This is a genomic window from Geodermatophilus sp. DF01-2 (assembly GCF_004571065.1).
In the GTDB taxonomy this organism is placed as follows: domain Bacteria; phylum Actinomycetota; class Actinomycetes; order Mycobacteriales; family Geodermatophilaceae; genus Geodermatophilus.
In genome coordinates this window covers 121621-135220 of the sequence record NZ_SPQN01000002.1, presented here as the reverse complement: position 1 = coordinate 135220, position 13600 = coordinate 121621, and the positions used below count along the sequence as shown (strand labels likewise).

The following is a 13600-nucleotide window of genomic DNA, read 5'->3' as shown; positions in this document are numbered from 1 at the left end:
CCGAAAGACTCCATTCCTCGATCGGCAACATGCCGCCCATCGAGAAGGAAATGGAGTATGCTAGTTCCATCGCCTCACGCCGTGAGGTGGCCTGATCGCCACCCTCCATCGGTTCCAGGACGGTTCAGACCCGATGGCGGAGGGGATCAACCAGCTCCGCCGGTACGCCAACCAGCGTGGCCTGGGCGCGCCGGAGGGGAACGAGCAACTCTTCTGGACCAACCAGTTCGTCGTCTCCACGTACGGGGACAGGGCGCGGGTTGGCACCTTCACGGCCGGGGCTGAGCACTACCTGGAGTGGCGAGATCCCGCTCCCTTGTCGCGTGATGATCTTGCCCAGTCGCTTGGCAAGTCGGTGGCGCAGTTGTCGGGTCAGGAGCTGCTGGTCGCCGGCATGCTCAGCCCCGCGAACCTGCTGGACGTCGTTCGGCACTTCACGCTGTTCACGGAGGCCGGCGGCAAGCGCGTCAAGATCGTCGCGCGGTATCAGCAGTACCGCGCGGTCGGCCGGGCGCTGCGGCGACTGCGCACGGGCAAAACCCGGCAACAGGACGGCGAGAGTGATCGCCGCGGTGGGCTGATCTGGCACACCCAGGGCTCCGGGAAGTCGCTCACCATGGTCTTTCTCGTCCGGGCGATGCGCTCGGATCCGGTGCTGCGGGCCTTCAAGGTCGTGGTTGTCACCGACCGCACCGACCTGGAAAAGCAGCTTGCCGAGACCGCCAAGTTCTCGGGCGAGGGTGTGGAGCGCGCCCGGAAGGCAAGCAAGCTCCGCAAGGTGCTGGCCGAGAAGGGGCCGGCCCTGGTGTTCGCGATGATCCAGAAGTACCGCGACACCGACGCGCAGCAGGCCGAAGACAAGGACGTCCAGCTCGCCGACGATGAGTCACAGGAGCCCTTGGGTGTCCTGAATACCGACGAGACCATCGTGATCCTGGTCGACGAGGCGCACCGTTCCCAGACCTCGACCCTGCACGCCAACCTGATGGCTGCGCTGCCCAACTCCGCCAAGGTCGGCTTCACCGGTACGCCGATCATGCGCGAGGGCAAGAAGCGCACCACAGCGATCTTCGGCGACTTCATCGACAAGTACACAATCCGTCAGGCCGAGAGCGATGGCGCCGTCGTCCCGATCTTCTACGAGGGGCGTACGGCGAAGGGAGCCGTGGCCGGCGGAAGCGACCTCGATGAGCTCTTCGAGGACATGTTCGACCAGCACACACCAGATGAGCTGGAGAAGCTTAAGGCGCGGTACGCCACGACGGGCGCGGTCCTGGAAGCGCCGAAGCTGATCGCCGCCAAGGCCCGATCCATGCTGTGGCACTACGTCTCCACCGTCCTGCCGGGCGGCTTCAAGGCCCAGCTCGCAGCGACCAGCCGCTTGGCGACGGTCCGGTACCGCACAGCACTGCTCGAGGCACGTGACGACCTCGTCGGTCAGATCAGCGCGCTACCTGACCATCTCGTGGCCGGAGCGTCCGACGGCAGCGTGGATATCGACGCGCTCGACCGCCGCACCCAGGTGCTGGTGCGAGCGCTCCCGCATCTCCCGCTCATCCGCGACCTCGAGTTCGTCCCGGTGATCTCCGGCAGCCACAACGACGACCCCACATGGGCTCAGTGGACGGACAAGGCGCGTCAGGACGCCGTCATCGCCGACTTCAAGAAGCCGCTGGGGCCGGCCGGCGAGCAGACCAGCCCGATCGCCTTCCTGATCGTTCGAACCATGCTGCTGACCGGGTTCGACGCCCCGGTCGAGCAGGCGCTCTATCTCGACCGCTTCGTCCAGGACGCCGAACTGCTGCAGGCCATCGCCCGCGTCAACCGGACAGCCCCGGGCAAGCAGGCAGGACTCCTCGTCGACTACTTCGGCGTCGGTGCCCACCTCCAGCGCGCCTTGCAGGCGTACGCGCCGGAAGACGCCGAAGACGCGGTCGGCGCGTTGGCGTCCATCAAGGACGAAGTGCCGAAGCTGCGGGACCGGCACCACCGCGTGGTCGCCGTCTTCGCCCAGGCAGGCATCGAGACCTTCGATGCGGACGAGGACATCGAAGCGTGCGTTGAGGTGCTCGCCGATGAGGCGCTGCGTGCCCGCTTCGGTGTGCTGCTCAAGCAGTTCCTCAGCACCCTCGACACCGTCCTCCCGCGGCCGGAGGCGCTGCCCTTCGTACCCGACGCCAAGCGGTTCGGGGTCATCCAGAAGGTGGCACGCCGCCGCTACCGCGACGACGGGCTCGGCGACTTCGACCCGTCCCTCTACGGCGAAAGGTGCGCGCGCTCATCGATGAGCACGTCACTGCCCTGGACATCACCACCAAGATCCCTCCAGTGTCGGTGACCGATCCCGACTTCCTCGCCAAGGTCAAGGGCCTCACGTCAGCCAAGGCCAAGGCGTCGGAGATGGAACACGCCCTGCGGTTCCACATCAGGAAGAACTTCGACGAAGACCCGGCCCGCTACACGAAGCTCTCCGAGCGGCTTGACGAGATCCTCAAGGGGCTCACGGGCAAGTGGGATGAGCTCACGCTCGCGCTGGAAGAGCTGCTCAAAGACGCCACCGACGAGGTCGAAAAGGACTCCGTCCACCACGACCCGCTCGTGGCTCGCTTCTACGGCCTGCTGGAGGCCGAGTTCGCGACCGGCGCCGATCTACCCGACGAAGTCCGAATCGACCTCGTCTACCTCTCCGAGCGGATCGTGGTCGAGATCGTCGACCACGCCGGCATCGTCCGCTTCTGGCACAACCCGCTTGCGCAAGACGACCTCCGCAAGGAACTCATCCACACCCTCGACGACCGCGACTTGTTCCCGTTCGAGGACCAAGCCGCCATCGCGGACCGCCTCATGGAGCTGGCCAAGGCCAACCAGCCGTTGATCGCCGAGCGGGTAGGCTGCGGGAGAGCATCGTGAACGCGCTGGTCCTCCACCTCGATGGCATCCGGGTCCCTGTCGAGAGGGCCGGGAGCAGTCGCAAGGCCCGGCTCACGATCGAGGCAGACGGTTCGCTCTGCTTGCGGGCCGCCAGCGACGTGGCCCCCGATGAGCTCGAGCAGTTCCTGATCTCCAAGCGGGCCTGGGTCTACCGCAAGCTCTCCGAGAAGGAGGCCCTCCAACACGAGCCGGTCACCAAGGAGATGGTGGACGGCGAGGGCTTCTCCTACCTCGGCCGCAGCCACCGACTACAGCTCTCAGACGACGCGACCGACGTGCGGCTGGAGCGCGGGCGCCTGGTGCTTCCGCGAGTGAAAGCCGACGCGGGCGCTGAGCCCATCATCGAGTGGTACCGCCGGCGAGGGGAGGCGTGGCTCAAGCCGCGCACCCGGTCGTGGGCCGAAAGGCTCCGCGTCGAGCCGGAAGCCATCTCGGTGGCCGATCTCGGACACAAGTGGGGTAGCGCCTCCGCTCAGGGGCGTGTGCGGCTGCACTGGGCGACCTTCCAGCTCACGCCAGCTCTGGTGGACTACGTCCTCGTCCACGAGCTGGCCCACCTCCGGGAGCCGCACCACGGGCCAGCGTTCTGGCAGCTCCTCACGCGTGCGATGCCGGACTACGAGGGGAACAAGGACGAGCTGGCACAGCGAGGGGCTCGCTTGTGGTTTGGAGAAACGCGATGACCACAAGTCACGGCGCCGGCGCGCGGTGGATACGTGCCGCGCTTCAGGTGAACCCCTACGCCTACAACGGACGCGCGGCGCCAGCGAACGCTTTCCAAAGTGAGGACGAGTACAACAACGCACTACTCGACCGATGCGCGGCCCAAGGCATAGAACTCATCGCCATAACCGATCACTGGTGCGTCAATACTGCGCGATCACTGATCGATGCTGCTGCGGCCCGCGACATAGTTGCGTTGCCCGGTTTCGAAGCAAACTCTGCTGAAGGTGTCCACCTGTTGGTCATCTTCGAGGCAGGCACGGACCTCGCCGACGTCAACGCTGCCATTGGGGTGTGTGGTGGCACACCCGGCTGCGCCAACGGCACGGCGGGTGAGCCTTTCGCAGACATCCTGCGGAAGATGGACGAGCGGGGCGCCCTGGTCATCCCGGCCCACGTGAATGTTGCGAACGGCGGCATGCTCACTGGGCGCTCGGGACCTCCGCTCGTCAACATGGTGACCCACCCTGACCTGCATGCCATCGCGGTCACGCCCGAGTCGTCGGCCGCGCCTGACCAGGAAGCCGTCTGTGCCGGGCGCAAGCCCTACGACCGAGTGCACCCGCTCTCCGTCATCTTCGCCGATGACGTCACGCACCCAAACGCCCTGGAATCTAGGGGAGCGGCGACTTGGTTCAAGGTCAGTTCAACGCGCCTGGAGAACCTCAAGTTGGCCGTGCGGACCCCGTCCACCCGGATTGCTGTTGAAGATCCTCGATCTACTTCACGACCCTTGATCCGTCAGATCTCCTGGGTCGGCGGGTTTCTCGACGGCGTCACAGTCCCGCTATCTCCCGACTTGACCGCATTGATCGGGGGACGCGGAACAGGCAAGTCTACGGTCATCGAAAGCCTGCGATATGTGCTGGGTGTTGATGCGCTCGGCCAGGAAGCCAAGCGCGACCACGCGGCGATCGTGTCGGGCGTATTGCGGTCCGGGACGACAGTGCGGCTCGAGGTCGAAACGATCTCCCCGGTTCCGCATCGGTACACGATCGAGCGCTCCGTCCCGAACCTCCCTGTAGTTCGCGACGCCAGCGGATCGTCCACGAACCTTCTGCCAGCCGACGTTATAGGAACCGTCGAGATATTTGGACAGCACGAGTTGGCCGAACTCGCGCACGACAAGGCGAGTGTCGCCCGCATGTTGGAGCGGTTTGCGGGCGCCACTGGTCCGGACGCTGAGCACGACCGGATCGTCGGCCGTCTCGCGGAGAACCGCGAAAAGCTGCAGCGAGCAGAAAAGGGCCGGGATGACCTGGAGGAAGAGCTCGCGGATATTCCCAGGCTAGAAGAACATGTCGCGCACTACACGGCGACCGACCTACCCACTCGACTCTCAGAGCTGCAGAGGCTTGAGCGTGACTCTGGAGTATTCACGGAGGCGAACGAGCGTGTCGCGAATGTGCGTAGCATCCTCCAACCGCTTGGGGACCAGCAGGTGGTCGCATCGCTGACCGCGCCCATCGAAGCCGTCGACGAGTCTCCGCAGAAGCCTGTCCTGGAAAAGGTGACAGCCGCGACGCGCTCGTTGAGCGAGAGGCTGGCTGGACTGCAGGCGTCCGCCGATGCGGCCGTGCAGGAGGCGGTTCAGGCAATCGAAGCTGCGGAAGCGGAGTGGAAGGCTTCGACGGAACCGCAGCGGGCCGGCCACGCGGAGGTCCTCCGCAAGCTCGTTGAGGATGGCCATGATCCCGACAAATATCTGGCCACGACGAAGGCGCTGGACACGCTGAAGGCCAAGGCCCAGCGACGTGAAGGCATCGTCAAGACGCTTTCCGAGTTGTCGGGGCAGCGCGGCGAACTTCTAGGTGAGCTCGCTACCAACGAAGGCAAGCGGTTGGAGGAGCTCCATGAGGCCATCAGGTCGGCGAACTCCGCTACGAAGGGCGTTGTGATAGTCCGGCCGGTCGCGGCACCGGACCGTCGGCACATCAAGGCCGTGGTCGAGCGCGGAGTCAAGGGAGCCCGTACCCAGATAATGGCGGCTATTGACTCGGAGGGTTTCTCGCCGCGAGCCTTCGTGGCGGCCGCGCGGGTTAGTGTGGAAGAACTTGAGGAGAAGTTCAATGTCAAGGGCGCGCAGGCGGCCAGCCTGCTGGCTGCTGGGGAGCCCTTGTTTCGGGAGCTCGAAGAGCTGAGTGTCGGGCAGGCGGTTGATGTCCAGCTCGACATAGCGGCAGGCTCGGGGGCGCGCGAGTATCGGAGTCTTGAGGATCTATCAAGGGGCAGCGTGCAACCGCGCTGCTCCTTCTGCTGCTCGGAGCGTCGAGCGCTCCGCTCGTGATCGACCAGCCGGAAGATGATCTCGACAACCGGTTTGTCTACGACGGGATCGTGCAGAAGCTGCGGGAGCTAAAGGGGGAGCGCCAGATCATCGCCAGTACCCACAATGCAAATGTGCCGGTACTTGGGGATGCCGAGCTCATCGTGGCGCTGGAGGGAGACGGTCAACACGGTTGGCCCGCCGAGCAAGGCGTCGGCTCGCTTGATGATGCGAAGATCCGCTCGCTGGCCGAAAACCTGCTGGAAGGCGGCCCGACGGCCTTCAACGCGCGGCAGCACCTCTACGGGTTCTGAAGTTCGGCGGTGACTACTCCGCGGGTCTGATCGCAGGTGGGGCAGTGCCGCACGTTGGTCGTCCACTGCCCGTGCGACTTGTGCTGCTGGACGTCGATGACGTGGTCGCAGGTCAGGGTCAGGCGCCACGTCCGTAGCTCCGCCGGATCCGGTCGGCTTGCGCGGAGCAGCGTGCTGAGCCTCTCCAGCTGCCGCTCGCTGAGCGGCGGCGGCGGGCAGCAGTAGCCGCAGTGCAGTGCCCGGGAGCCCGACATGCTCCAGCGATGGCCACGGCAGTCCCTGTGGCGGGCGGCGAAGTCGGCCTGGGCGGCGTCGTACTCGCGCTTCTCCTGCTCGGTCAGCTTCATGAGCGGCGGCCAGTCGCCGAGCCCGTCGATGATCGGCTGGCCGCAGCCGCGACAGGGAACGCCGGCCTCCATCTCGTCGCGGGCGAGCCGGGTGCCGTTGGCGTCCCACTCCTGCCGCTTGCCCTCCTGTCGGAGGGCGTCCTCTTCGGCCGCCAAGGCAGCGCTCCGACGACGTGCGGCCGCTCGCTGGGCTCTCTGTTCCTCGGTCAACTTGGCTACGTCTACCCTCCGGTGGCTCGTGGCAGCGTGTGGGGTACTGAGGGGCGAGCGGTGCAGCCGGCGCCGGCCGACACGCCGCACGGTTGAGCCTGACGCAGAAATTACTGCTGATGATGTAGCTCTTGGTCCGTGAGCGAACAGCAGGACGTTATCGGAGAGATCGGCGAGGTCAAGATCCTGGCCGGCCTGCGCTGGGCGTACGTCTCGGCCACCACCCGGTCCCTCGAGACCTTCTCTGAGGGTGACGGGCATGACGCAGCCTGGCTGGGCAACACCCGGTTCACGCTGTTCCGTAACCGACTGGACCGAGTGTTCGCCTGCGAGCGTTACGCCGTGAGTTCGGGCAACGACGACGCTGACCTGGACCTGCTGTACGCCGAGCTGTCCGACCAGGACATCCGCACCATGCCGAAGTTGGAGCCCGGTTTGGTGCGCCGCTCCAACCTGAACGGCAGCCCCGGCTGGGCGCATGGCGCACGCCGATTCCTGTTGGCGTCGGCCGTTTTCGGCAAGCTCGACGAGCTGCCGTGGCCGCAGAAGAGCCCCACGAAGCAGCGGGTCGCCCGGCAGCGCAATCCTGAGCCGCCGCAGCCATCGCTATTCGAGGGTCTTGCCGACGAGGAGGTTGGCGGCCTGGAAGCTGCCCTGTCCGCCGAGTTCGACCTGGACCTGGCGACCTTCGTGGTCGCGCACAGTCTCGACCCGCTCAGCCAGCAGATGGAGCTGGCGTTCGGACGACCTCGCCTCAACACGGGCGGTGGTCAGGCCTGGCACTGGCGGCAGGACCTCCTGACCGCGCCGCCGGCCGATGGCGGACGCCGCACCGACGATGCCCCGCTGCCCACCGGGCCTAACGCCGTGCCAGACGCCCCTGTGCGCCTGCGTCGTGAGGCGGACAAGCAGTCTCGCGACCGCTCTAATGGGGACCGGTGAGCCCTCGTACGTCCACGACCGAACAGGCGGCCGCTGTCGTCGCCTTTTTCGACGGAGCCCGCCTAACGCTGGCTAGACACCTGGCGGGACTTCGCAAGAGCGAACTCGCGACGCTGATCGAGAAGAGCCCAACCGCCGTGGGGGCCTGGGAGTCAGGAGCCAAGCGGCCGACAGCCGCCACGGTGGCACAGCTCGCGTTGAGCCTCGGTGTCGAGCCGGGATTCTTCGTGGTGCGGCCGGATGACGTGGCGGCCCTGAGTACCACGCCACACTTCCGTTCGCTGCGCTCCACCAGCCAGCTCGCCCGGGACCAAGCCTTCGCCTACGGGCAGTTGGCCGTGGACATTGCCACCAGCCTGGAGAAGCACGTCGAGTTCCCGGGCCCAGATGTGCCGAGCCTTCCTGTCGCGGTCGACGACCGCGGTGGCGACGGTCCGGAGCGGGCCGCGCGGCTCGTCCGGGAGGAGTGGGGCATGGACTCCGGGCCGGCGGGGCACATGGTCCGGCTGCTGGAAAACCACGGGGGGCTGGTGGTGTTCAGTCCGCCGCAGACTGCGTCAGTCGATGCCTACTCCTTCGAGAGTCGGCTGCGCTCGGTCGTAGTTCTGAACCCGATCAAACGTGACTACTACCGCCAACGGTTTGATGTGGCACACGAACTCGGCCATCTGGTGATGCACAGCGATGCCGAGCCGGGCGGTCGGATCGTTGAGGACCAGGCCCATCGCTTCGCCGCCGAACTGCTGATGCCCGCCGAGCAGATTCGCGACCTCCTGCCGGCCACGATGGGCGGCAACGTCTGGCGGACGCTGGCTCGGCTCAAGGAACAGTGGGGCGTCAGCATGCAGGCCCTGCTTTATCGCGCACGTTGGCTCGGCCGTCTTAGCGACGTCTCGTACCGCAACGCCATGATCCACATTTCAAACCGTGGTTGGCGGCGCGATGAGCCCGGGCTGGTGAGTGCCATCGAACAGCCGTCGTTGCTTCCCGGGGCCATCCACCTGCTTGCGCAGGAGGGGATCGACGAAGCGCGGCTGATCGAGCAGTGTCGGGTGCCGGTCGATCTCTTCCACACCGTCACGGCCCGCGTGCCCGAAAGCGCGCAACCTGCGGCCGCGGACACCCGCGGTCAGGATGACCGACGTACCGGCGGCCGGGTTGCGTCGCTTCTGGAGCGGCAGCAAATCAGGTCGGAGGAATGCTGATCGCTTTCCATCTGCCTCCGGGCCCGCGAGTCTGAATGCCTTTGCGCTTGAGGATGGCGCCGACCGTCCGGCGGTCGATGCCAAAGTGCCCGCCGAGTTTGAAAACCGTCGCTGCCGCCCGGTAGCGGGCGAGCAGCTCCTCGACCTGCTCGGCGTCGAGCAGGCGGGCGGTGCGCACGCGCGGGCGGTCGGGATCGCAGTGCCGCTGTCTTGATGGGCCTCCGCCGTCAGGCTCGCTGGCTCGGCGACCACCGGATTTCCTCGAGACATGACGGCGCCCCCGCGCCGGCGAACGGCAGGTGGATCGCTCGCTGCGGTTGCAGTTCTGCCGCGTTCATGATTATTCGTAGCCGTGCGCGGCCGTATTTATCCGCCGGTCACACGGCTTATGGAACTGCAACGAACCGCCATGAATGCGATCATGACGGCCTGGCAGTGTGGGGGTCAGGGGTTCGAGTCCCCTCAGCCAAGATCAACGGTGGATCGAGGTTCAGCGACGTGCGCGTCGATCGCTGCGCACCGTGCCGACGATGCCGCTGTTCAGGAGCCGGGATGGGCGGCCAGAGCGTCGCCGGGGAGGCGTGCGAGTCCGCGCGACACCAGGTCGCGTACGTCGCAGCTCACGAGTTCGCTACCGGATGCACGGGCCGCCGCAACGTAGGCCGCGTCGTAGACGGAGATGCCGTGCTCATCGGCGACAGCTGCCGCGTCCGCGAGGAGCGCGGGGCTGGCGCGGGCGAGTCCGCCGTCGTCGGCCACAGCCTCTACCCGCTCGCGAAGGCGATGCGCCGCTGGCAGGTCCCGCCAGGCACGCACTGCCACGTTGGTCACTTCGTAGTAGGCGAGATCCAGGGTGGTGAGTGGATCGCTACCTTCGAGCAGGCGAGTGGCGTCGTGGTGGTTCTCGTCGTCCGGGTCCTCGCTCGCCAGCAGGACACTGGCGTCCAGGAGCCACAGGTTCACTGCTCGGGCCGAGTCGACTTGACGAGTCCGGCGACGTTTCCGCCGTGACCCATGATGGCCTCGGTCCGGTGGCTGATCTCGGCCATCCGCTCGGCGCGGTGGGCGCTCCGTCGGCGCAGTGTCTCCTCCGCCAGCTCGCGCAGGAGCCCGCTCCGGGTCGTCCCGCGGCGGTCTGCCTCGACGTCGACCGCTCTGAGGAGGTCGTCGGGCAGCGACACCATCACCTTGGCCACAGGCTCCAGTATACCCGGTATTGCCAAGCTGATGGACCGACGATGGGCGACGACCGTCCCGCGATGGCGTCGGCTCCCGCGGGGACGACGCCCCCGGGTCGTCGCCGGAACTGGGCGCCGGTCCGGCCGTCGGTCAGTGCCCGGCGCTGCGTGCGAGGGTGCACCGGTGCCGAGAGTGGCGCTGCGTCCGCTCGCCGCGCACGAGTTCGTCGACCTGGTCGTCGACACCTACGCCGGCGGTGCGGCGAGCTCCGGAGAGATGTCCTGAGAGCAGGCCCGTCGACGCGCCGCGCGCGACGTGGAGGCTCTCCTGCCGACAGGGCTGACGACCCGCTCACCCTGCTGCGGACGGTGACCGTCGGTCCTGATCGCGTGGGCCGCGTGTGGCTGGGCGTGCGGGAGCACGACGGCGACCGCTACGGGTGGGTCTGGGATCTCTGCATGGATCCGCTGCACCGAGGCCGGGGGCGCGCGGAGCAGCCATGCGCCAGATCGAGGCGGAGGCGAGGGCCGCTTCCGGTGCCACCGAGATCCGTCTCGACGTCTTCTCGTCGAACGGCTCCGCGGTCCGGCTTGACGAGAGGTCGGGGTACGCCGCGACCTCGCAGGTGATGCGGAGGCCGCTGGCGTGAGCAGCCGGAGAGACGTGGTCGTCGTCGACCCGGCCATGGTGCGGGGCCTCCGGTGGCCTCAGCATGGGGTGGAGTGCGCCCCGTCGTCCCCATCCCGGAAGGACCGTGATGCCCGCTCCCCGGCGTCCGCCCCCGTCCGTCGCCTCGGTCGTCGTCATCGGCGGGGGAGTGGTGGGGCTCAGCTCGGCATGCTCCCTGGCGCAGGCCGGGGTCCGGGACGTCGTCCTCCTGGACAAGAGCGCCCTCGGGTCCGGATCGACGTGCAAGGCGGCGGGCGGCGTCCGCGCGCTGTTCTCCGCCCCCGTCAACATCGCGCTCGGGGCGCGCAGCCTGGAGACGTTCCGCGACTTCCCCGCGCGCTTCGGCCAGGAGATCGACCTCCACCAGGTCGGGTACCTGTTCCTGCTCAGCACGCCGGAGGCCGTGGCCGCCTTCGAGGCCGGCGTCGCCCTGCAGAACGACCTCGGCGTCCCGAGCCGCATGACCACCGTCGACGAGGCCCGGCGGCTGTCGCCGCTCGTCGAGACCGACGGGCTGCTCGCTGCGGTGTACTCGCCCACCGACGGCCACTGCACCCCGGAGTCGGTCGTGGCGGGCTACGCGTCGACGGCGCGCCGGGCCGGGGCCACCCTGCTGCCGCACTGCCCGGCCACCGGCATCGACGTCCGCGACGGGCAGGTCGTGGGCGTGCGGACCGAGTCCGGGACCATCCGGGCAGACACCGTCGTCTGCGCCGCCGGCGCCTGGTCGGCCGAGGTCGGCTCGTGGGCCGGCGTCGACCTGCCGGTCACCCCGCTGCGTCGCCAGGTGCTGGTCACCGAGCCGGTCCCCGGCCTCGACCCACAGACGCCGTTCACCATCGACTTCGAGACGAGCTTCTACTTCCACGGCGAGGGGAAGGGGCTCCTGCTCGGCATGTCCGACCCCGAGGAGACCCCCGGGTTCACGCTCACCCGGTCCGACGCGTGGTTGCCGCGACTGGGCGAGGTGATCGAGCGGCGGGCACCGGCGCTGGCCGGGATCGGCATCGCGAGCGGCTGGGCGGGGTTGTACGAGATGACCCCGGACTCCAACGCGCTGATCGGCCGCGCCGAGAGCGTGGAAGGGTTCCTGTACGCGACCGGCTTCTCCGGACACGGTTTCCTCATGGGGCCCGCCGTCGGAGAGGTGGTCCGTGACCTCCACCTCGGCGAGGAACCCTTCGTCGACGTCTCCGGCCTCGGAGCCGAGCGCTTCACGGGCGCGGACCAGCGACCCGAACTGAACGTCGTCTGAGCACGACACCGACCCCAGGGAGCCACCCGTGACCAGCCTGCCCAGTGCCGAGGACCTCCGTCGTCGGGCGCAGGACGCCGCCCGCCGCTGTGGCGTCGACCTCGACGCGCACGCGGGGGACCACGTGGTGACGTCGCCGGTCAACGGGGCACCACTGTGCTCCGTCCGCGGGCAGACCGCGGCCGACGTGGACGGCGCGATCGCCCGCGCCGGCGAGGCGTTCCGGACGTGGCGGACGGTGCCCGCGCCCGTCCGCGGCGGGCTGGTGCGCCGCTTCGGCGAGCTGCTCCGGGACCACAAGGAGGACCTCGGCACCCTGGTCAGTCTCGAGGTCGGGAAGATCACCTCGGAGGCCCGCGGCGAGGTCCAGGAGATGATCGACATCTGCGAGTTCGCCGTCGGTCTCTCCCGCCAGCTCTACGGCAGGACGATCAGCTCCGAGCGCCCCGGCCACCGGCTCATGGAGACCTGGCACCCGCTGGGCGTCGTGGGGGTGATCAGCGCCTTCAACTTCCCGGTGGCCGTCTGGTCGTGGAACACCGCGATCGCCCTGGTCTGCGGCGACCCTGTGGTCTGGAAGCCGTCGGAGCTGGCCCCGGTGTCCGCCCTGGCCGCCGCCGCCCTGCTCGACCGCGCGATCGCCGAGAACGGCGCGCCGGCAGGCCTCAGCCAGGTGCTCGTCGGGGGCGCCGACGTCGGGGAGGCGCTGGTCGACCACCCGGGCGTGGCCCTGCTGAGCGCCACCGGGTCGACCCGCATGGGCCGCGCGGTCGGGCCGCGCGTGGCCGACCGCTTCGGCCGGTCCCTGCTGGAGCTCGGCGGGAACAACGCCGCGATCGTCACGCCCTCGGCCGACCTGGACCTCACCACCCGCGGCGTCGTCTTCGCCGCGGCCGGGACGGCGGGACAGCGCTGCACCACGATGCGCCGGGTCATCGCCCACGTCGACGTCGTCGACGAGCTCACCGAGCGGCTCGCTGCCGCGTACCGCCGGCTGCCGATCGGCTCACCGATCGCGGAGGGGACGCTCGTCGGCCCGCTGATCCACGACGCCGCGTACAAGGCGATGCACGACGCCCTCGAGGCCGCGCGCCAGCAGGGCGGCGAGGTCGTCGTGGGCGGCGGCCGCCGGCTCGCGGACGAGGCGCCGGACGCCTACTACGTGGAACCGGCGATCGTGCGGATGCCGGAGCAGACCGACATCGTGCGGCAGGAGACCTTCGCGCCGGTCCTCTACGTCATGCCGTACCGGACGCTGGCGGAGGCGGTCGCGCTGAACAACGACGTCCCCCAGGGTCTGTCGTCGAGCATCTTCACCTCCGACCAGGCCGAGGCCGAGCGGTTCCTCGCCGCCGACGGCTCCGACTGCGGCATCGCCAACGTCAACATCGGGACGTCGGGCGCCGAGGTCGGCGGGGCCTTCGGCGGCGAGAAGCAGACGGGCGGCGGCCGGGAGTCCGGCTCGGACGCGTGGCGCAGCTACATGCGCCGGGCGACGAACACCATCAACTACTCGGGCGAGCTGCCGCTCGCGCAGGGGGTCGAGTTCACGGTCTGAC

Annotated in this window: 14 protein-coding genes; 10 read left to right on the top strand and 4 right to left on the bottom strand. The window is 68.3% G+C overall.

The window, feature by feature from the left end:
- Positions 1 to 133 precede the first annotated feature (133 nt).
- The 5 genes from E4P41_RS01565 to E4P41_RS22530 are packed head-to-tail and all read left to right on the top strand — an operon-like array spanning position 134 to position 6234.
- Positions 134 to 2338 carry an HsdR family type I site-specific deoxyribonuclease gene (locus E4P41_RS01565; RefSeq protein WP_209307467.1) on the top strand — a complete coding sequence of 735 codons (2205 nt, stop codon included), beginning with the start codon at positions 134 to 136 and terminating at the stop codon, positions 2336 to 2338.
- Entirely contained in the window at positions 2269 to 2910 is a 642-nt protein-coding gene (locus E4P41_RS22535; RefSeq protein ID WP_209307466.1) for a hypothetical protein, read from the top strand. The genes E4P41_RS01565 and E4P41_RS22535 overlap by 70 nt, the downstream gene beginning before the upstream one ends.
- A complete protein-coding gene (locus E4P41_RS01560; RefSeq protein ID WP_135139112.1) occupies positions 2907 to 3614 on the top strand; it encodes a SprT family zinc-dependent metalloprotease in 708 nt (235 codons plus the stop codon). Before E4P41_RS22535 ends, E4P41_RS01560 begins: the two co-directional genes overlap by 4 nt.
- Positions 3611 to 5941 (top strand): hypothetical protein, encoded by a 2331-nt coding sequence (locus E4P41_RS01555; RefSeq protein WP_209307465.1) that lies wholly within the window; start codon positions 3611 to 3613, stop codon positions 5939 to 5941. Before E4P41_RS01560 ends, E4P41_RS01555 begins: the two co-directional genes overlap by 4 nt.
- On the top strand, positions 5938 to 6234 hold the full coding sequence (locus E4P41_RS22530) for a hypothetical protein (protein WP_209307464.1): 297 nt from the start codon (positions 5938 to 5940) through the stop codon (positions 6232 to 6234). The genes E4P41_RS01555 and E4P41_RS22530 overlap by 4 nt, the downstream gene beginning before the upstream one ends.
- Here the strand turns inward: E4P41_RS22530 and E4P41_RS01550 are convergent.
- A complete protein-coding gene (locus E4P41_RS01550) occupies positions 6222 to 6737 on the bottom strand; it encodes a hypothetical protein (RefSeq protein ID WP_135139111.1) in 516 nt (171 codons plus the stop codon). The two genes, E4P41_RS22530 and E4P41_RS01550, sit on opposite strands and share 13 nt — an antisense overlap.
- A 192-nt stretch (positions 6738 to 6929) precedes the next feature.
- On the opposite strand from E4P41_RS01550, the gene E4P41_RS01545 reads away from it, so the two are divergent.
- Together E4P41_RS01545 and E4P41_RS01540 are read left to right on the top strand one after the other, a co-directional pair.
- Positions 6930 to 7733 (top strand): hypothetical protein, encoded by an 804-nt coding sequence (locus E4P41_RS01545; RefSeq protein ID WP_135139110.1) that lies wholly within the window; start codon positions 6930 to 6932, stop codon positions 7731 to 7733.
- A complete protein-coding gene (locus E4P41_RS01540) occupies positions 7730 to 8938 on the top strand; it encodes an XRE family transcriptional regulator (RefSeq protein WP_135139109.1) in 1209 nt (402 codons plus the stop codon). The genes E4P41_RS01545 and E4P41_RS01540 overlap by 4 nt, the downstream gene beginning before the upstream one ends.
- Here E4P41_RS01540 and E4P41_RS01535 read toward each other — a convergent pair.
- The 3 genes from E4P41_RS01535 to E4P41_RS01525 form a co-directional block, all read right to left on the bottom strand.
- The gene (locus E4P41_RS01535; RefSeq protein WP_135139108.1) at positions 8919 to 9116 is read right to left on the bottom strand and encodes a hypothetical protein; all 198 of its coding nucleotides are present in this window, start codon (positions 9114 to 9116) and stop codon (positions 8919 to 8921) included. The two genes, E4P41_RS01540 and E4P41_RS01535, sit on opposite strands and share 20 nt — an antisense overlap.
- A gap of 362 nt (positions 9117 to 9478) precedes the next feature.
- Complete coding sequence (locus E4P41_RS01530) at positions 9479 to 9901, bottom strand: PIN domain-containing protein (RefSeq protein ID WP_135139107.1); 423 nt, start codon at positions 9899 to 9901, stop codon at positions 9479 to 9481.
- Positions 9898 to 10134, bottom strand: coding sequence for a ribbon-helix-helix protein, CopG family (locus E4P41_RS01525; RefSeq protein WP_135139106.1), 237 nt, complete (start codon positions 10132 to 10134; stop codon positions 9898 to 9900). The genes E4P41_RS01530 and E4P41_RS01525 overlap by 4 nt, the downstream gene beginning before the upstream one ends.
- 482 nt (positions 10135 to 10616) lie before the next feature.
- On the opposite strand from E4P41_RS01525, the gene E4P41_RS21860 reads away from it, so the two are divergent.
- From E4P41_RS21860 to E4P41_RS01515, 3 genes are all read left to right on the top strand, one after another.
- A complete protein-coding gene (locus E4P41_RS21860) occupies positions 10617 to 10766 on the top strand; it encodes a hypothetical protein (RefSeq protein WP_167760872.1) in 150 nt (49 codons plus the stop codon).
- Between the two features lie 108 nt (positions 10767 to 10874).
- Positions 10875 to 12041, top strand: a complete 1167-nt coding sequence (locus E4P41_RS01520) for an FAD-binding oxidoreductase (protein ID WP_135139105.1) — start codon at positions 10875 to 10877, stop codon at positions 12039 to 12041.
- A gap of 28 nt (positions 12042 to 12069) precedes the next feature.
- Positions 12070 to 13599 carry an aldehyde dehydrogenase family protein gene (locus E4P41_RS01515; RefSeq protein WP_135139104.1) on the top strand — a complete coding sequence of 510 codons (1530 nt, stop codon included), beginning with the start codon at positions 12070 to 12072 and terminating at the stop codon, positions 13597 to 13599.
- Position 13600 lies beyond the last annotated feature (1 nt).